The organism is Buttiauxella warmboldiae (assembly GCF_003818135.1).
Classification (GTDB): domain Bacteria; phylum Pseudomonadota; class Gammaproteobacteria; order Enterobacterales; family Enterobacteriaceae; genus Buttiauxella; species Buttiauxella warmboldiae.
In genome coordinates this window covers 1-17,741 of sequence record NZ_RPOH01000075.1, presented here as the reverse complement: position 1 = coordinate 17,741, position 17,741 = coordinate 1, and the positions used below count along the sequence as shown (strand labels likewise).

The 17,741-nt window shown below is 52.7% G+C and carries 18 protein-coding genes; 8 read left to right on the top strand and 10 right to left on the bottom strand.

From position 1 onward, the window contains the following. Positions 1-135 precede the first annotated feature (135 nt). Together EHN07_RS16710 and EHN07_RS16705 are read right to left on the bottom strand one after the other, a co-directional pair. Positions 136-1,035, bottom strand: a complete 900-nt coding sequence (locus EHN07_RS16710; protein ID WP_124025178.1) for a nucleoside-specific channel-forming protein Tsx — start codon at positions 1,033-1,035, stop codon at positions 136-138. A 454-nt stretch (positions 1,036-1,489) separates the two neighbouring features. Next, on the bottom strand, positions 1,490-2,050 hold the full coding sequence (locus EHN07_RS16705) for a SadB/YajI family lipoprotein (RefSeq protein WP_124025177.1): 561 nt from the start codon (positions 2,048-2,050) through the stop codon (positions 1,490-1,492). Positions 2,051-2,200: 150 nt separating this feature from the next. Here EHN07_RS16705 and nrdR point away from each other — a divergent pair, with 150 nt between their 5' ends. The 6 genes from nrdR (at position 2,201) to pgpA (ending at position 6,295) form a co-directional block, all read left to right on the top strand. Then, the gene (gene nrdR / locus EHN07_RS16700) at positions 2,201-2,650 is read left to right on the top strand and encodes a transcriptional regulator NrdR (protein ID WP_124025176.1); all 450 of its coding nucleotides are present in this window, start codon (positions 2,201-2,203) and stop codon (positions 2,648-2,650) included. A gap of 5 nt (positions 2,651-2,655) precedes the next feature. Next, the gene (gene ribD / locus EHN07_RS16695; RefSeq protein ID WP_124025175.1) at positions 2,656-3,774 is read left to right on the top strand and encodes a bifunctional diaminohydroxyphosphoribosylaminopyrimidine deaminase/5-amino-6-(5-phosphoribosylamino)uracil reductase RibD; all 1,119 of its coding nucleotides are present in this window, start codon (positions 2,656-2,658) and stop codon (positions 3,772-3,774) included. Between the two features lie 76 nt (positions 3,775-3,850). After that, complete coding sequence (gene ribH / locus EHN07_RS16690) at positions 3,851-4,321, top strand: 6,7-dimethyl-8-ribityllumazine synthase (protein WP_124025174.1); 471 nt, start codon at positions 3,851-3,853, stop codon at positions 4,319-4,321. 20 nt (positions 4,322-4,341) lie between these two features. Next, positions 4,342-4,761: a transcription antitermination factor NusB gene (nusB, locus tag EHN07_RS16685; RefSeq protein ID WP_124025173.1), complete on the top strand. Its 420-nt coding sequence runs from the start codon at positions 4,342-4,344 to the stop codon at positions 4,759-4,761. 63 nt (positions 4,762-4,824) lie between these two features. Then, positions 4,825-5,802, top strand: coding sequence for a thiamine-phosphate kinase (thiL, locus tag EHN07_RS16680; RefSeq protein WP_124025172.1), 978 nt, complete (start codon positions 4,825-4,827; stop codon positions 5,800-5,802). Then, positions 5,783-6,295: a phosphatidylglycerophosphatase A gene (gene pgpA / locus EHN07_RS16675; RefSeq protein ID WP_124025171.1), complete on the top strand. Its 513-nt coding sequence runs from the start codon at positions 5,783-5,785 to the stop codon at positions 6,293-6,295. Before thiL ends, pgpA begins: the two co-directional genes overlap by 20 nt. Before the next feature lie 100 nt (positions 6,296-6,395). On the opposite strand, the gene EHN07_RS16670 is transcribed toward pgpA, so the two are convergent. The 5 genes from EHN07_RS16670 to xseB all read right to left on the bottom strand — a co-directional run bounded on the left by EHN07_RS16670 (position 6,396) and on the right by xseB (position 12,430). Then, entirely contained in the window at positions 6,396-7,649 is a 1,254-nt protein-coding gene (locus EHN07_RS16670; protein ID WP_124025170.1) for an enolase C-terminal domain-like protein, read from the bottom strand. A gap of 675 nt (positions 7,650-8,324) precedes the next feature. After that, on the bottom strand, positions 8,325-9,299 hold the full coding sequence (locus tag EHN07_RS16665) for an aldo/keto reductase (RefSeq protein WP_124025169.1): 975 nt from the start codon (positions 9,297-9,299) through the stop codon (positions 8,325-8,327). A 54-nt stretch (positions 9,300-9,353) separates the two neighbouring features. Continuing rightward, positions 9,354-11,216 carry a 1-deoxy-D-xylulose-5-phosphate synthase gene (gene dxs, locus EHN07_RS16660; RefSeq protein ID WP_124025168.1) on the bottom strand — a complete coding sequence of 621 codons (1,863 nt, stop codon included), beginning with the start codon at positions 11,214-11,216 and terminating at the stop codon, positions 9,354-9,356. Between the two features lie 71 nt (positions 11,217-11,287). After that, positions 11,288-12,187 carry a (2E,6E)-farnesyl diphosphate synthase gene (gene ispA, locus EHN07_RS16655; protein ID WP_124025167.1) on the bottom strand — a complete coding sequence of 300 codons (900 nt, stop codon included), beginning with the start codon at positions 12,185-12,187 and terminating at the stop codon, positions 11,288-11,290. Then, entirely contained in the window at positions 12,188-12,430 is a 243-nt protein-coding gene (gene xseB, locus EHN07_RS16650) for an exodeoxyribonuclease VII small subunit (RefSeq protein ID WP_124025166.1), read from the bottom strand. Positions 12,431-12,622: 192 nt separating this feature from the next. On the opposite strand from xseB, the gene thiI reads away from it, so the two are divergent. After that, the gene (thiI, locus tag EHN07_RS16645; protein ID WP_124025165.1) at positions 12,623-14,074 is read left to right on the top strand and encodes a tRNA uracil 4-sulfurtransferase ThiI; all 1,452 of its coding nucleotides are present in this window, start codon (positions 12,623-12,625) and stop codon (positions 14,072-14,074) included. Between the two features lie 66 nt (positions 14,075-14,140). Here thiI and yajL read toward each other — a convergent pair whose 3' ends face one another. Continuing rightward, entirely contained in the window at positions 14,141-14,734 is a 594-nt protein-coding gene (gene yajL, locus EHN07_RS16640; protein ID WP_124025164.1) for a protein deglycase YajL, read from the bottom strand. After that, positions 14,694-15,608 (bottom strand): 2-dehydropantoate 2-reductase, encoded by a 915-nt coding sequence (panE, locus tag EHN07_RS16635; RefSeq protein WP_124025163.1) that lies wholly within the window; start codon positions 15,606-15,608, stop codon positions 14,694-14,696. The genes yajL and panE overlap by 41 nt, the downstream gene beginning before the upstream one ends. Before the next feature lie 137 nt (positions 15,609-15,745). On the opposite strand from panE, the gene EHN07_RS16630 reads away from it, so the two are divergent. Next, positions 15,746-16,237 (top strand): YajQ family cyclic di-GMP-binding protein, encoded by a 492-nt coding sequence (locus EHN07_RS16630; RefSeq protein WP_124025162.1) that lies wholly within the window; start codon positions 15,746-15,748, stop codon positions 16,235-16,237. A 14-nt stretch (positions 16,238-16,251) separates the two neighbouring features. Here the strand turns inward: EHN07_RS16630 and EHN07_RS16625 are convergent, their stop codons facing one another. After that, positions 16,252-17,616, bottom strand: a complete 1,365-nt coding sequence (locus EHN07_RS16625) for an MFS transporter (RefSeq protein WP_124025161.1) — start codon at positions 17,614-17,616, stop codon at positions 16,252-16,254. Positions 17,617-17,741 lie beyond the last annotated feature (125 nt).

Genomic DNA, 17,741 nt, shown 5'->3' with positions numbered 1-17,741 from the left:
CTTAACCGCGATGAACCAAATAAAAACCGCAGCCTATCAATGGCTGCGGTTTTTTTTCGCCGGAGCGTTATTGCAGAAACAAAAAAGCCGATCGGCATTAAGCGGATCGGCTTTTTTTACAGCTTCAGACGATTATCAGAAGTTGTAACCTACAACCAGGTAACCACCCCAGCCGGTAGAACGTACGCTGAAATCGCCATTGCCATCATTGAAGTTCAGGCTGGCGTTATCCGCCCATTGACCACCATTGTGCCAGTAACGAGCCACCACAGAGTAATGCCAGTGATCGTAGTTCAGTGCCAGGATGTGGCTGGACGCGATAGAGTTGCTGGTACGGGCGTGTTTGCCGTTGTTATCGATGAAGTTGTCATCGCCCAGATCTGAACCCCAATCAAAATTGGTGAAACCGATGTAGCTCAGGTTACCGCCCCACAGGGAAGTAATAGGAACAAAGTATTTCACTTTGAAGCGGTAGCCATCCCACTGGTTTTCGTTAGAAGCGCCATAGTTCTGCCACTGGTATTTTGCATACACGTTTAGAGACAGGCTCATCGGCAGACCGGTGTCGATATCGGTGCCCAGACCCATATACCAGGTGTTTTGCTTGCTGCCGTCGTCGCCGTGAGCACCCATATCGTAGATATAGTTGTTCGCGATATACCATTCTTTAAATGGACCAAACGCCAGGCTAGTGCCGGTCATCTTGTCGATAGAGAAGCGTGGTTCAATCTCCATAAACATACGAGAACCGTCATCCCAGATGCCCTTATCGTTGCCGTTGCCCCACTCGAAAGTTTTTGGAATATCGATGTAGCCATAAAAATCTAACCAATCTTTTTTGGCAAACGCTTCATATTCCAGGTAGACGTCGTTAGTGATTTTTGGTCCGAAGCGAGTGTGGTAGCTGCCCACCACGTTAACGCTCTGGTGCCACCAGTCAGAGAGGTATTCGGCGTTTTTGGTTTCTTCAGCCTGAGCTGTGAAAGAGCTGGAAAGCGCGAGGACGGTGCTAGCCGCCAAAATAATCTTTTTCATTTTATATGCCACTGTTTTTACATGAATCCCGTGAGGGCAGGTGGTGAGTTATCACCTAAGGTCATCAACCATTAAACTGGTTTCTTATTGACGCGCCTATTATAGAAATCCCTGCTCACAAAAATATGTTTCATTTCACATTATCGCCAAGTGCGTAATCGATTGCGTTCACGTTTGCGCACATTTAAAACGGACGAGATTCTACCTGCTTCGTGAATTTAAGCAAATTTATAGGCTGTTGTTACAAGTATATGTGATTAAGATCACTTCTTTTAAGGGCCGTGCAGCGGCCTTTTCCGCATTTTTAGCGCTGGAGTTGTAACAAAAATCACAGAGGTTACCCTGCGTTCAGGTGAACGGAAAACCTGCGAACCTTATAGATCTCACCCTGACAGATTGCCAGATTGAGATACAGGTTATATAAGAAAGGGGCCGAGGCGGAGGGCATACCGGCTTAGCGTGCGGGTAACGCCTGCGAAGGATCGGCAGGTTGTATATCGTGAATACGGACAAAACCTAACTGTTCAGGAGACAGCCCGGACAGCCGCAATGGGATGCTGATATCGCTCGGCGCTAACAGGCTGGCGGGGACACTGAATTGCTGCGACTGCACGTTGACCTCCTGATAGCTATCCGTGGTGCCCTGAATCTGCCCCCATTCAACTTTTCCGCTAAATGCAGGCAGCGGATCGTGGGACTCGCCTTTGATCATCAGCATCGCCCGGCTACCGTTTGCTTCCGGGGTAATAGCGCTCAGCGACATTTGCAGATTCCCTAACTGGCTATTCAGGCGGGCCGGGGTTTGCGAACCCGGTAACAGATAGACGCCGGTTGTCGATTTGGCGTTTAGCGCATTTTGCTGCGTCAGTTTGACGGCCTGCTCGGCCAGCTGAGCCATCTCTTGATTCAGTGACCCCACTTCGCTCTTCATCTGGTGCACTTGCGTTTGCTGGGCGCAGGCGCTGAGGCTCACCAGGCTGCAAGCCAGAAGAAATCTTAGGTAACTATTTGTCATAAATGGTTTTTCCTTAAAGTACTCGCTGCTTTAAGCGTAGCTTGTTGCCGATGAAAAGCCATATTTTCCGGGACAAGGTGGCGTTGCCTTTGTACTCCCGCGACTTCGCGGTAAACTATTGTTCATTTGAATCCTCCTTCAGGACGTGCCATGCATTGCCCATTCTGTTTCGCAGTAGACACTAAAGTGATTGATTCCCGTCTTGTCGGCGAAGGATCGTCCGTGCGTCGCCGCCGTCAGTGCCTGGTTTGTCATGAGCGTTTCACGACTTTTGAAGTGGCAGAGCTTGTGATGCCGCGCGTGGTAAAAAGTAATGATGTTCGTGAACCCTTTAATGAAGACAAACTGCGTAGCGGCTTTTTAAAGGCGCTGGAGAAGCGCCCGGTTAGCTCCGACGACGTTGAAATGGCGATAAACCATATCAAGTCCCAGCTGCGCGGTACCGGTGAGCGTGAAGTGCCCAGCAAAATGATCGGTAATCTGGTGATGGAGCAGCTTAAAAAACTCGATAAAGTAGCCTATATCCGCTTTGCCTCGGTTTATCGCAGTTTTGAAGATATCCGCGAATTTGGCGAAGAAATTGCTCGCTTACAGGACTGATGCCGATGTCGCTTGATGAAAAATTTATGGCGCGTGCGCTCCAGCTGGCAAAGCGTGGCCGTTTTACGACCATGCCGAATCCTAATGTCGGCTGCGTGATTGCTAAAGATGGCGAAATCGTCGGCGAAGGTTTCCACTTTCGTGCCGGTGAACCCCATGCTGAAGTTCATGCTTTGCGCATGGCTGGCGAAAAAGCGCGAGGCGCCACGGCGTACGTCACGCTGGAGCCTTGCAGCCACCATGGGCGCACGCCGCCCTGCTGTGATGCGTTAATTGCCGCAGGCGTGACGCGGGTGGTTGCTGCGATGCAGGACCCCAATCCGCAAGTGGCAGGGCGTGGGTTGTACCGTCTGCAACAGGCCGGTATCGACGTCAGCCACGGTTTGATGATGAACGAAGCCGAGGCGATAAACCGTGGCTTTTTGAAGCGGATGCGTACCGGCTTCCCTTATATTCAGCTCAAGCTGGGGGCTTCGCTGGATGGGCGTACCGCAATGGCGAGCGGTGAAAGCCAGTGGATCACCTCACCTGAATCACGCCGCGACGTACAGCGCCTGCGTGCGCAGAGTGCCGCAATTCTTAGCAGCAGCGCTACGGTTCTGGCGGATAACCCTTCATTAACCGTACGCTGGAATGAATTAGATAGCGCCACACAGGCGGTTTATCACGAAGAAAATCTGCGTCAACCGACACGTATTATTCTGGACCGTGAAAATCGGGTGACGCGAGAGCATAAAATTATCACGCAAGCAGGGGAAACCTGGCTTGCCCGATGCAATGCAGACCAGCAAACGTGGCCCGAAGGGGTTGAGCAGTTTATCGTGCCGGAACATAACGGCCACCTCGATCTGGTGGTGATGATGATGTTGCTGGGGAAACGCCAGATAAACTCTATTTGGGTAGAAGCGGGCGCCACGCTTGGCGGCGCGCTGCTCCAGGCAGGTCTTGTTGATGAACTGATAGTCTACGTTGCGCCAAAATTATTAGGCAACGATGCGCGTGGGCTGTGTAACCTGCCAGGGCTGGAAAAACTCGCCGATGTGCCGGAATTTAGCTTTAGTGAAGTTCGTCAGGTAGGCCCGGATTTGTGCCTGCATTTGACGCCGCGCTACGCTGGCTTGTAAAACGTAAGCAGCCGCGAAAAGATTATGATAAAATCCGCCCCCCTAACGGGGCTAAACAGAACCGTAAAGGAAGAATATGAACATCATTGAAGCAGCCGTTGCTACTCCAGACGCTCGCGTCGCCATCACCATCGCGCGTTTTAATAACTTCATCAATGACAGCCTGCTGGACGGCGCGATTGACGCCCTGAAACGTATCGGCCAGGTTAAAGATGAAAATATCACCGTGGTCTGGGTTCCGGGTGCTTATGAGTTGCCACTGGCGGCAGATGCGCTGGCGAAAACCGGTAATTATGACGCGGTGATTGCGCTGGGTACGGTTATCCGTGGCGGCACAGCTCACTTTGAGTATGTTGCTGGTGGTGCCAGCAATGGCCTGGCACATGTTGCGCAGGAAAGTGGTATTCCAGTCGCCTTTGGCGTGCTGACCACCGAAAGTATTGAACAAGCCATCGAACGCGCTGGCACAAAAGCCGGTAACAAGGGTGCAGAAGCTGCACTGACCGCGCTTGAAATGATTAATGTATTGAAAGCCATCAAGGCCTGATTTTTTGTAAGGGGAAATCTGTGAAACCTGCTGCTCGTCGCCGTGCCCGTGAGTGTGCCGTTCAGGCGCTATACTCCTGGCAGTTATCTCGAAATGACATCGCTGATGTCGAATACCAGTTCCTGGCGGAACAGGACGTCAAAGACGTTGACGTTAACTACTTCCGCGAACTGTTGATCGGGGTGGCTACTAACAGCGCGTATCTGGATGGGCTGATGAAGCCTTATCTGTCCCGTCAACTCGAAGAGTTGGGTCAGGTAGAAAAAGCGGTTCTGCGTATCGCACTGTTTGAACTGGCTAAGCGTGATGACGTGCCATACAAAGTGGCGATTAACGAAGCCATCGATCTGGCGAAAACCTTCGGCGCCGAAGACAGCCACAAGTTCGTCAATGGTGTACTTGATAAAGCTGCTCCGCAAATTCGTCCCCGCAAGAAATAATCTCCAGGCCGGTTAATCCCGGCCTGTTTTTCATTCCTTTAATTAAACTCAGAGGCATTACGCATGGCATGCGGTGAGTTTTCTCTGATTGCCCGTTATTTTGATCGCGTAAGCAGTTCCCGTCGCGATGTGGAAACCGGAATCGGCGATGATTGTGCATTGCTGACGGTAGCCGAGAAGCAAGTCCTCGCGATCAGTACCGATACGCTTGTCTCGGGTATCCACTTTCTGCCGGATATTGATCCTCGCGATTTGGGCTACAAAGCGCTGGCGGTAAATTTAAGCGATTTGGCCGCCATGGGCGCCGACCCGGCCTGGCTGACGCTGGCGATTACCCTTCCTGAAGTCGATGAAAGCTGGCTTGAAGCCTTCAGCGACAGTCTGTTTGAACAACTCGAATACTACGATATGCAGCTTATTGGCGGTGATACCACCCGTGGTCCGCTTGCGATGACGCTTGGCATTCACGGCCTGGTGCCTGCCGGGCGTGCGCTTAAACGTAGTGGAGCGCGTCCCGGTGACTGGATTTATGTTACCGGCACGCCGGGCGATAGCGCCGCTGGCCTGGCGATTTTGCAGGATCGATTAGTCGTCAAAGATGCCGCGCAATCTGACTATCTGAAAAAGCGCCATTTACGCCCAACGCCGCGTATTTTGCATGGTCAGGCGCTACGCGATCTGGCGAGCAGCGCAATTGATCTTTCGGACGGGCTCATTTCTGATTTGGGCCATATCCTTAAAGCCAGCGCGTGTGGAGCACGTATTGACCTCGACGCTCTGCCGTATTCAGAAGCCGTGAAGGCGAACCTCAGCGCTACCGCTGCGCTGCAATGGGCGCTTTCCGGCGGCGAAGATTATGAACTGTGCTTTACGGTGCCTGAAGTTAACCGTGGCGCACTGGATGTGGCTATCGGCAATCTCGGGATCCCCTTTACCTGCATCGGTCAGGTTTTACCTGAGTCTGAAGGGCTACAGTTTCTGCAGAATGGCAAACCGGTAATGCTTGATTTAAAAGGATACGATCACTTTGCTCCGCTCTAAAGATGTGGCTAAAAGCCGTCTCAGGCTCAGCAATCCATGGCACTTGCTGGCTACCGGTTTTGGCAGTGGACTAAGCCCGGTTATGCCGGGGACGGTAGGATCGCTTGCGGCGATCCCGTTCTGGTATCTGATGACCTTCCTGCCGTGGCAGGTTTATTCCATGGTTATCATGCTCGGCATTTGTATCGGCGTTTATCTTTGCCACCAGACCGCACGCGATATGGGCGTTCATGACCACGGCAGCATCGTGTGGGATGAGTTCATCGGTATGTGGATAACGCTGATGGTGCTGCCCGTCAATGACTGGCGCTGGGTGGCCGCAGGCTTTGTGATTTTTCGTATTCTCGATATCTGGAAGCCGTGGCCCATTCGCTGGTTTGACCGTAACGTTCATGGCGGGATGGGGATTATGGTGGATGATATTGTCGCCGGGGTGATTGCGGCGGGGATTATCTATGTGACAGGCTACCACTGGCCGGCGGGTTTGATGTAACCAGACTGACGGCCCCTCATTTAGTGCCAAACGAATCTTTGACTGTCATCTTCATTATGTAACGCTTTCTTCCACGACAAGGGAAGAAAGCGTTACAGGCTTATGGCCGGGCCGCTGTGCCGTCAGGTGTCCGGGCTAGCGTCCATTCAGGAAGGCCGCCGGATACCGGGTAATGGCGGGCTTTAGCTTCATCAATATCAATGCCAAGCCCCGGACTATCGCTAATGTAAGCGTAGCCTGCGTGGATCTCCGGGCACCCGGGGAAAACCTCCCGCAGGGCATCATTTAAGGGAGTCCACTCTTGGATCCCAAAGTTCGTTGCGCTCATATCAAGGTGCAAATTAGCCGCAATGCCAACCGGGGAAATATCCCCTGGTCCATGCCATGCGGTGCGAACCCCATGCAGCTCGCCCAGCGTCGCCAATTTTTTGGCTGGCGTTATGCCACCAATACTGCTGACGTGGCAGCGAATATAGTCGATCAAATGCTGGGTAATTAAAGGCCGCCACTCGTTGATATGGGTGAAAAGCTCCCCCATCGCAATAGGGGTTGAGCTTTGCGCCCTCATTATTTTGAGCCACTCGATATCTTCTGGCGCGACCGGATCTTCGAGATAAAACAGCTGGTGCTCTTCAAGCCGTTTCGCCAGATGAATCGCGGCTATCGGCGTGATACGTTCATGAACATCATGGATAAATTCAATGCCAAAACCAATTTTGTTGCGCAGGTGATCGAAAAGGCGCGGGACGCTTTTTACATACGCATCGGGGTCAAAATAGACGCCTGGGCTCTGGCTGCGGGGCGAGCGCTTAGGCTGGATATTTTTAGCCCGCGCCAGCTGGGCGGCAATTAATTTTAAATCATCGGTGCCTGCTCCCCCATACATCCCCATCTGGCAGCGGACGTACTGGTAGCCCTCTTCCATACGGGCGCGTACGTTATCTTCAACGGCAAACTCATCGCTTCCGTCGGTATGAACATATAAAGGGATTCCATCCCGGCTGCGCCCACCAAGTAATTGGTAAACGGGTAAGCCCGCAACTTTACCTTTAATATCCCACAGAGCCATATCGACGCCTGAAAGCGCGTTATTGATTATTGGGCCGCTACGCCAGTAGCCGCTGACACAGGCCGTTTGCCAGATATCTTCGGTGCGTAAGGGATTTTTACCGCTAAGAAAAGGTTGCAGGTAATGATCGATGGCGGCCTTCACGGCATGGATACGCTGGGTGAATGTTGCACACCCCAGACCGTATAGACCCGGTTGGTTAGTTTCAACTTTTACCACGGCCAGGTCGATGCCTCCAGGGGCGGTCAGGATAGTTTTGACATGGGTAATTTTAATCGTTTCCACAGCGGCTCCTTTGCATAGCACAGGGTATTTGTGTGATGTCTGACAGGTTTGATAGGAAATATCTACCGCTTGCTGATATTGGCGAAATGATAATGAGCTGGATGAGAATTAAGTTTTACTTTGCTGAATGTTATTAATATTTTCAATGGCTACGCTGTTATCCGCTATTGCGTCATTCAGCGCGCAAACTGTGGTAGCCACGTTTTTATTTTTAATAGCCATAAAGATTTTAATAGGGGCTTCCACACTCTCTATTGAAATTCCCGGCGCCCGGTTAAGCTCTTCAAGGTATTAATAATAAGTCTCTTTAATGGCGTTCATTACGCTATAAAAAACTTTTTTTTGAAGCCCTGGCGATAGCCAGATGAAAATTGAAGTCTGCTTGCTGGTTGTCCTGCAACATGCCGAATGGTATATCACGCGCTTAAAATTGGCTGAAGTTCAGGGATTTTATTTTGTGAAACCGGTCAATGTATATTTTTTGAACTGTCTGCGAGTTAATATTTTTGTGAGAGTGTTGTTACGCAGATTGCTATTTCAGCAAAGAAGGCTGTGATCTCTATTCAATCTTTTAATGGATTAGGCAGGGTGGTATTTATTCCTGCTGACGACCATTAAATTTTTAGCGGGCGACGCTTGCGGCCACCCACCCGGAAATAAGGAATGCTACTTATGTCATTTAAAGCCAACCTTTTCATGCGGCTGGTAAATCGTCTCCAGCTCGGCAATCTCTTCTGGTTTTAGCGTTAAATCCACCGCCTCGAGTAAATCGTCCAGCTGATGCTCACGCGAGACGCCAATAATGGGTGCGGCAATCCCCGGTTTACTCAATAACCATGCCAGCGCTACCTGCGCGCGCGACACGCCTTTATCGTTTGCGACATTCGCCAGCCGTTCAGCAATCATCGCATCGTTATCTTGACTGCGGTCGTAGAGATTTTTAGCGACTTCGTCGGAAACCGAACGCGCTGTGGTATCGCCCCAGGGGCGAGTGAGCTTGCCTCGGGCCAGCGGGCTCCATGGGATCACGGCAATGCCTTGCTCGTAGCACAGCGGCAGCATATCGAGTTCTTCTTCGCGATAGATCAGGTTGTAATGATCCTGCATGGTGACGAACCGCGCCCAGCCGTGCCTGTCCTGCAGGGCCAGCGCCTGAGCCAGCTGTGAACTATGCATTGATGAAGCGCCGATATAACGTGCCTTGCCTGCTTTTACGACATCATTGAGCGCTTCAAGGGTCTCCTCGAGCGGCGTGTTGTAATCCCAGCGGTGGATTTGCAGCAGATCGACGTAATCGGTTCCCAGACGGCGCAGGCTGTCATCTATTGAACGCATAATCTGGGCGCGAGAGAGGCCTTCCGGCAGGTCGCCTACCTGAAAGTACACTTTGGTGGCGAGAACCGCCTCTTCGCGCCGCATAAAATCTTTAAGCGCACGACCGACAATCTCTTCGCTGCTGCCGTCGGAATAGCTATTGGCGGTATCAAAGAAATTAATGCCGTTATCGATGGCGTGTTTAATAATGAGGCGGCTGCTCTCTTCGGGAAGCGTCCAGGCGTGATTGCCGCGGTCTGGCTCACCAAAGGTCATGCAGCCCAGGCAAAGACGGGAAACCTTGAGGTCTGTTGTTCCTAACGTGCCGTATTGCATGGTTCCACTCCGGCTATTGAGGTTCTTTAAGCATAGCAGGAGTGGAAGAGGGGGTTATTTAAGCCAGTCGCGGATGCTGGTTTCCATACCGATGGCATCAAGGCCGATTGCGGCGCGCGCCTCTTCCTGAGTGCCCTGCGGGATAAAGTAATCCGGTAAACCGATATTGAGCACCGGAACCATTTTACGGTTTGCCATCAGCACTTCATTCACGCCGCTGCCCGCCCCCCCCATGATGGCATTCTCTTCGATGGTGACCAGGGCGTCGTGGCTGGCTGCCAGTTCAAGGATCAGCGCTTTATCCAGCGGCTTCACAAAACGCATATCGACCAGCGTGGCGTTAAGAGAGTGCGCAACGGCTTCCGCTTCTGGCAACAGCGTGCCGAAATTCAGCAGCGCGATTTTTTCACCTTCGCGCTTTTTCACACCTTTGCCGATTGGCAGCGACGCCAGCGGCTGTAATTCAGCGCCGGTCCCGTTGCCGCGCGGGTAACGGACAGCGCAAGGGCCGTCGTTATAGTGATAACCGGTGTGCAGCATCTGGCGACATTCGTTCTCATCGCTCGGGGTCATAATGACCATTTCCGGAATGCAGCGCAGGAAGGAGATATCAAACGCGCCCTGGTGGGTTTGGCCGTCGGCGCCGACAATCCCGGCGCGATCGATGGCGAACAGCACCGGCAGTTTCTGGATAGCAACGTCGTGAATGACCTGATCGTACGCGCGCTGCAGGAAGGTTGAGTAAATGGCGACCACCGGCTTATAACCACCAATCGCGAGGCCTGCCGCAAACGTCACGGCGTGCTGTTCAGCAATGGCGACATCAAAATACTGTGACGGGTACTGGCGGGAAAACTCCACCATACCCGAGCCTTCACGCATCGCTGGCGTGACCGCCATTAATTTATCGTCAATCGCTGCGGTTTCGCACAGCCAGTTGCCGAAGATTTTTGAATAGCTCGGCAGGCCGCCCGCCGTTTTTGGCAAGGTGCCGCTTTGTGGATCAAATTTAGGCACCGCATGGAAGCTGATCGGGTCTTTTTCCGCCGGCGCATAGCCACGCCCTTTTTTGGTCATGATATGCAGGAACTGCGGACCGTTCAGGTCGCGCATGTTCTTGAGCGTATTGACCAGCCCGACAACATCATGCCCGTCAACCGGGCCAATATAGTTAAAGCCCAGCTCTTCAAACAGCGTGCCCGGCACCACCATGCCTTTCAGGTGTTCTTCGGTGCGTTTGAGCAACTCTTTAATCGGCGGTACGCCGGAGAAGACTTTCTTGCCGCCTTCACGCAGCGATGAATAGAGTTTGCCGGAAAGCAGTTGCGCGAGATGGTTGTTCAGCGCGCCGACGTTCTCGGAGATCGACATTTCGTTGTCGTTGAGGATCACCAGCATGTTCGGGCGAATATCACCGGCGTGGTTCATCGCTTCAAATGCCATGCCCGCCGTGATGGCGCCATCGCCGATCACGCAGACGGTGCGACGGTCTTTGCCTTCTTTCCCGGCGGCTACCGCAATGCCGATTCCAGCGCTGATTGAGGTGGAGGAGTGCCCTACGCTCAGTACGTCATATTCGCTCTCGGCGCGCCACGGGAAGGGATGCAGGCCCCCTTTCTGGCGGATGGTGCCAATTTTGTCACGGCGGCCGGTAATGATTTTGTGCGGATAGGCCTGATGACCGACATCCCAGATTAGCTGGTCGAACGGGGTGTTATACACATAGTGTAGCGCCACGGTCAGTTCCACCGTGCCAAGGCCAGAGGCAAAATGCCCGCTGGAACGGCTTACGCTATCGAGCAGGTAACGACGCAGTTCGTCACAAAGTTTCGGTAAGCTCTCTTTTGGCAACAGGCGTAGCTCAGGGGCTGATTCCACCAGTGCGAGGGTCGGGTATTTGGCAATATCAAAACTCATTAGAAACTCATCGTGGTGTTTACCCTTCATCCTTCAGGCTTCAGCCTGAATGCCAAAGGGTGAGTTAATCATTATTTATCACGTTGGATTATATAGCTCGCTAACGCTTCGAGTGCGCTCGTGTCTAACGACTCCCGAGCCAGGCCTTCCAGCGCCCTGAGAGAATCCTGGTAGAGATCCCAGGCTTTGGCTTTGGCATTCTCTAACCCCAGCAGAGCCGGATAGGTGCTTTTACCCAACTGCTGATCGGCTCCCTGACGTTTACCCAGTGTAGCGGTATCGCCGATAACGTCGAGAATATCGTCCTGAACCTGGAATGCCAGGCCGATGCTTTGGGCATAACGGTCAAGCAACGGCAGCGCGTGACGACCAGCGTCGCCGGCGCTCAAAGCGCCCAGGCGCACCGCGGCACGAATTAACGCGCCGGTTTTATGGCGGTGAATACGTTCAAGGCCTGGCAAGTCGATATGCTTGCCTTCAGCTGCTAAATCTAACGCCTGGCCGCCGCACATGCCCGCAACGCCGCTGGCGGCTGCCAGCTCTTTCACCATCGCTAAGCGGTCAGCAATCGCGACCCCCGGCATTGGGGCATCACTTAGTATAGAAAACGCCAGCGTTTGCAGGGCGTCTCCGGCCAAAATTGCGCTGGCCTCGCCGAATTTAATGTGGCAGGTCGGCTGCCCGCGACGCAGATCGTCGTCATCCATGGCCGGTAAATCGTCATGAATCAAAGAATAAGCATGGATGCACTCAATTGCAGCCGCAGGAGCATCCAGCGTCTCCTGCGCGCTACCGAACATCTCTCCGGTGGCGTAAACCAGGAAAGGGCGCAGGCGCTTGCCGCCAAATAGTGCGCCATAGTGCATGGCTTCAACCAGCGGAGTGTTCTGAAACGGGAGCGGCGCCAGAAAACGCAGCAGCGCATCGTTTGCCCGTTGCGCGTGGGCCTGCAACTGATGGTTAAAATCCATTTACTCGTTATCCGGGATAAAAGGCTTAAGCGGGGCGTCTTCGCTATCGTTTAGCAGGATTTGTACGCGTTGTTCTGCCTGCTGCAGCTTCACCTGACCCTGGCGTGCCAGCTGCACGCCACGTTCAAATTCATTTAACGCCTCTTCAAGCGCTAATTCTCCGCTTTCCAGACGAGTAACAATCTGCTCAAGCTCCACAAGCGCAGTTTCAAAACTGGCCGCGACTTCGGTTTTTTTCGGCATAGTGAATGTCTGACTCTGATAATTTTTTGCGACTGCGCCATGGTAGCGGAGTCATTTGTGTAACGCTATGGCAAGCTGTTAGTGATATACTTTTGCGCCTCGGATGTAACGGCGCTACTGCCGCTGCAATTCTTTAAGTCTTTCAGCCCGCATGATTCATCATGCCTGGCTCACCAACGAATCATGAGCGCCATGAAGTTTATCATTAAATTGTTCCCGGAAATCACAATCAAGAGTCAATCTGTGCGCATACGCTTTATTAAGATGCTCACCGGGAACATTCGCAACGTTTTAAAACACTACGATGAAGATCTGGCGGTGGTTCGCCACTGGGACAACATTGAGGTGCGCGCTAAAGATGAAAATCAGCGCATCGCCATTCGTGAGGCGCTGACCCGCATTCCCGGTATTCACCACATTCTGGAAGTTGAAGATGTGCCGTTTACCGACCTGCACCATATTTTTGAGCAAGCGCTGGAGCTTTATCGCGAGCAGCTGGAAGGCAAAACCTTCTGCGTGCGTGTGAAGCGTCGCGGTAAGCATGAGTTTAGCTCGATTGAAGTGGAACGCTATGTTGGCGGCGGCCTGAATCAGCACATTGAGTCGGCGCGCGTCAAACTCACTAAGCCTGACGTGACGGTAAATCTGGAAATCGAAAACGATCGCCTGCTGCTGGTGAAAGGCCGTTATGAAGGCATTGGCGGTTTCCCGATTGGTACCCAGGAAGATGTGTTATCGCTGATTTCCGGCGGTTTCGACTCCGGTGTTTCCAGCTACATGCTGATGCGCCGCGGCTGTCGCGTGCATTACTGCTTCTTTAACCTCGGTGGTGCGGCGCACGAAATCGGCGTTAAACAGGTCGCGCATTACCTGTGGAACCGTTTCGGTAGCTCTCACCGCGTGCGTTTCGTGGCGATCAATTTTGAGCCGGTTGTTGGCGAAATCCTCGAGAAAGTGGAAGACGGGCAGATGGGCGTAGTGCTCAAACGTATGTTCGTGCGCGCCGCTTCCCGTGTCGCTGAACGCTACGGCGTGCAGGCGCTGGTCACGGGCGAAGCGCTGGGCCAGGTTTCCAGCCAGACGCTGACCAACCTGCGATTGATCGATAACGTTTCCGATACCCTGATCCTGCGCCCGCTTATCTCTCACGATAAAGAGCACATTATCGATCTGGCGCGTGAAATTGGTACGGCTGATTTTGCCCGCACCATGCCGGAATACTGCGGCGTGATTTCGAAAAGCCCAACCGTAAAAGCGGTGAAGGCGAAGATTGAAGCGGAAGAAGCCAACTTCGACTTCTCGATCCTCGATCGCGTCATTGAAGAAGCGACCAATATCGACATTCGCGAAATTGCCAACCAGAGCAAAGAAGTGGTTACCGAAGTGGAAACCGTTGGCGAATTTGGCCCGAATGACGTGCTGCTGGATATTCGTTCTATCGATGAGCAAGACGATAAGCCATTCAAACCTGAAGGCGTGGAAGTGGCGTCGCTGCCGTTCTATAAGCTGAGTACCGCATTTGGCGACCTGGATCAGAGCAAGACCTATTTGCTGTGGTGCGAGCGTGGCGTGATGAGCCGTTTGCAGGCGCTGTATCTGCGTGAGCAGGGCTTTAATAACGTGAAGGTTTACCGCGCTTCTTAATTGCCCGGTCTTCTCTCCCTGGCGACGGGGAAAATTAATCCCCTCTCCCCAAAGGAGAGGGTGGTTTTAGTAATCCCTGTAACTGTAAATTCCCGCCGCCATCACCAATTGCTGTGAAACCTCATGAGCCTTCTCGCGGCTCACCAGCAAATCAATCATCTTCAGCGCAAAATCGATAGCGGTTCCAGGCCCCTGGCTGGTTAGCAGGTTGACGCGTGGATCCCAGACGATACGTTTATCCTGCCACTGTGCTTCTGGAATAGTGTCTTTTAAGCCCGGATAACCCGTCATATTCGCCATGGGAAATAACTCGTGGGGAACCAAAACCGTCCCAGCTGCGGCACAAATCGCAGCTACGATACGCCCGGAAAGATGGAACTGGCGCACGGTTTCCACTAATAGCGGACTGTCACGGAAACATTCGGCACCTTTTAAACCACCGGGCAAGACAATGACATCAAACTCTCCGTCTGCCACTTCAACCAGCGGGGCATCTGCCAGCAGTTTTACTCCTCGTGAACAGACAATCGTGAGATTTCCGTCACTGGCAACGCTTGCCGTCGTTACGCTAATACCGCCGCGAACCAGAAGGTCGATGGTGGTAACGGCTTCCGTTTCTTCAGTTCCAGGAGCCAGGCAAACCAGTGCTCGTGCGCTCATACTCATTCTCCTTACGCTTTATCAGCTCATACAAGCGGCTGTTCACCGGCACAGAAAGGCCGTGGGCGCGCGCGCGTTGCAGTAAATAACCGGTGATGTAATCAATCTCGGTGTGACGCTGCACCCGTATATCTTGCAGCATTGATGAAATATTGGCGCGGGTGCTGTCGATAATTTCTTCCACATATAAAAGCAGGGCTTCAGCCGACGTATGATGCCCCTCGCGTTCCATCACCATTGCCACTTCGTGACAAATAGCGCTCACCTCGTCAGGATAATGGCGCAGCTCGCCATTTGGGCAGTTGTAGATGACGGTGAGCGGGTTTATCACGCAGTTTACCGCCAGCTTTTTCCAGCTCGCCGCCAGAATATTGTTGTGCCAGGCTATCTCTGGTAAAGCGTCATGGAGCATATCGGCCAGAAAACTAAAATCGTTCGCCGCAGCATTCCCCGGGCCAATATGCGTGGTGCCGTGAGCCACGTGAATAATCATATTGCCATCACGGCGCGCAGCATGGGTGGTGACGCCCGACAGCAGCGGCTGGCGCAACATGCTTAGCTCATCCAGGGTGCCCATACCATTATGGAGCAGAAGGATCGGCGTGCTGGCCGGAAGCGTGGCAGCCAGCGTTTTCACCGCCGTGGAAACCTGCCAGGCTTTAAGGGTGACCAGCAATAATTCACTATTGGCGAGAAAATCAGGATCGTTGGCGATTAGCGTTTGATTGAACACGCTGCCGTCGGTTTCGACCAGGTTGATATGGCAAAAAGGTTGCGGTACCCGCAGCCACCCCTGAACTTCATGCCCTTGTTTATAAAGCGATGCCAGCCAAAGCTGACCAAGCGCGCCGCAGCCCAGCACGGTGATTTTCATGTTGCCTCCCCATCCGCGTATCACGCAGATGTTTTGCGTAATCTTTATTATACAGAGCTCTCTCCTGCTTTAACGGGTTGTTTTGCGCCGCCCAGCAGGTATTATGCAACGCAACAAAAAGAGAGGGAGAACAAACTATGCCATCTTTTGACATTGTGTCTGAAATTGATATCCAGGAAGTGCGCAACGCGATTGAAAACGCGGAGCGTGAGGTTGCAACTCGTTTTGACTTCCGTAATGTACCGGCGACTTTTGAACTGAACGAAAAAAATCAGTCGATTAAAGTGGCCAGCGAGTCTGATTTCCAGGTTAACCAACTGCTGGATATTCTGCGTGCTAAGCTGCTTAAACGCGGCATCGAAGGGGCTTCTATCGATGTGCCGGAAGAGTTTGTGCACAGCGGTAAAACCTGGAGCGTGGAAGCGAAGCTCAAGCAGGGCATCGAATCTGCCATCGCCAAGAAAATTGTGAAGCTGATTAAAGACAGCAAAACCAAAGTTCAGGTGCAGATTCAGGGCGAAGAGCTGCGCGTAACCGGCAAATCTCGCGACGATCTACAGGCCGCCATGGCGCTGGTTCGTGGGGGTGATTTGGGGCAGCCGTTCCAGTTTAAGAACTTCCGCGACTGATATTTGAGGGGCGTTTACGCCCCTTTCACTAATTGCTCAATCTCAAATCGATTCGTCAGCTTGCTATCAATCTTCACGTAAGCACTGCGTTCCTGCGCAATAATATTCACATCACTCACGCCTGGTTGTGCCAGTAAACGCTGTTTCAGCGTTTCGTCATCGGCCACATCTTCCGGTAGTTCAACGCGCAAACTCGCCACATACGGCGGCTCCGTCATGGTGCTGCTCACCAGCAACCAAATCATTGCCAGCAATGCGCCAGCCAGAAAAACGGTTTGTGAATCAAACAATCCGTCAATCCATCCGCCAAATGATCCACCAATCGCCACGCCCAGGAACTGGCTGGTGGAGTAAATCCCCATCGCCGTACCTTTATAGCCAGCCGGAGATTCTTTGCTGATAAGCGACGGCAACAGCGCTTCCATCAGGTTAAAGGCAAGGAAGAATAGCTGCACCCCTAACACTAGCTCCCAGAAGTGCGGGCCAGAACCCCACAGCACAATTTCAGCAATCAGCAGTAGCGCAACGCAGCCAACAAACACAGGTTTCATGCGGCGTTTTACCTCCGCATAAATGATAAACGGCACCACCGAGGCAAAAGCTATCAGCATGGTGCAGAGATAAACTTTCCAGTGCTCAGATGCCGGAAAGCCCGCCTGTGCGAGCTGGCCTGGCAGGGCGACAAATGTTGACATTAACATGATGTGCAGGCACATGATGCCGAAGTTCAGCCTGAGTAATTTTGGCTCCGCCAGCACTTTGCGAAAGCAGCCTTTTACCATGCCGGACTCACGGTTGAGCACGTGGTTTTTAGCATTCGGCACCACCCACAGGGTGATTAAAATACCGCAGCTTGCCAGAATCGCAATCATCCAGAACAGCGCATTTAAACCCAGGCTATGCGTGATTATCGGGCCGAGAACCATGGCTATCGCGAAAGTAACGCCAAAGCTGACGCCGATAAACGCCATGGCTTTGGTGCGGTTCTGTTCACGAGTTAAATCTGACAGCAGCGCCATAACGGCGGCGGCAATAGCGCCGGAGCCCTGTAACGCGCGCCCAAGGATCACACCCCAGATGGAATCCGCCAGCGCTGCGGTAACGCTGCCGAGCACAAAAATCAGCAGGCCGCCGATAATCAGCGGTTTACGGCCAATCCGGTCGGAAAGCAGACCAAAAGGGATCTGAAAAATAGCCTGCGCCAGGCCATAAATGCCGATGGCGATACCGATCAGCGCTTCACTTGCGCCCTGTAGCATCATGCCGTAAGTGGTAAGAACCGGCAGTACCATAAACATGCCGAGCATGCGCAGTGAAAACACCGTGCCTAAACCCCATGTCGCTCGTAACTCAACGGGCGTCATTTTGTAATCGTTCATTACCACCTCAGATGAAAAAACGGCCTTAGTGTAGTGCGTGGGCAGGGGAGGGTAAATCTTTAGTTATTGGGCAAATATTACAGCGAGGAATGCCTGATGACACGAATAAAAAAAGGCGCAATTGC

Bases quoted from the DNA above. Each gene is read 5' to 3' on its own strand.
- EHN07_RS16710 (WP_124025178.1), bottom strand. From the start codon at position 1,035: ATGAAAAAGATTATTTTGGCGGCTAGCACCGTCCTCGCGCTTTCCAGC.
- EHN07_RS16705 (WP_124025177.1), bottom strand. From the start codon at position 2,050: ATGACAAATAGTTACCTAAGATTTCTTCTGGCTTGCAGCCTGGTGAGC.
- nrdR (WP_124025176.1), top strand. From the start codon at position 2,201: ATGCATTGCCCATTCTGTTTCGCAGTAGACACTAAAGTGATTGATTCC.
- ribD (WP_124025175.1), top strand. From the start codon at position 2,656: ATGTCGCTTGATGAAAAATTTATGGCGCGTGCGCTCCAGCTGGCAAAG.
- ribH (WP_124025174.1), top strand. From the start codon at position 3,851: ATGAACATCATTGAAGCAGCCGTTGCTACTCCAGACGCTCGCGTCGCC.
- thiL (WP_124025172.1), top strand. From the start codon at position 4,825: ATGGCATGCGGTGAGTTTTCTCTGATTGCCCGTTATTTTGATCGCGTA.
- EHN07_RS16665 (WP_124025169.1), bottom strand. From the start codon at position 9,299: ATGCAATACGGCACGTTAGGAACAACAGACCTCAAGGTTTCCCGTCTT.
- dxs (WP_124025168.1), bottom strand. From the start codon at position 11,216: ATGAGTTTTGATATTGCCAAATACCCGACCCTCGCACTGGTGGAATCA.
- ispA (WP_124025167.1), bottom strand. From the start codon at position 12,187: ATGGATTTTAACCATCAGTTGCAGGCCCACGCGCAACGGGCAAACGAT.
- xseB (WP_124025166.1), bottom strand. From the start codon at position 12,430: ATGCCGAAAAAAACCGAAGTCGCGGCCAGTTTTGAAACTGCGCTTGTG.
- thiI (WP_124025165.1), top strand. From the start codon at position 12,623: ATGAAGTTTATCATTAAATTGTTCCCGGAAATCACAATCAAGAGTCAA.
- yajL (WP_124025164.1), bottom strand. From the start codon at position 14,734: ATGAGCGCACGAGCACTGGTTTGCCTGGCTCCTGGAACTGAAGAAACG.
- panE (WP_124025163.1), bottom strand. From the start codon at position 15,608: ATGAAAATCACCGTGCTGGGCTGCGGCGCGCTTGGTCAGCTTTGGCTG.
- EHN07_RS16630 (WP_124025162.1), top strand. From the start codon at position 15,746: ATGCCATCTTTTGACATTGTGTCTGAAATTGATATCCAGGAAGTGCGC.
- EHN07_RS16625 (WP_124025161.1), bottom strand. From the start codon at position 17,616: ATGAACGATTACAAAATGACGCCCGTTGAGTTACGAGCGACATGGGGT.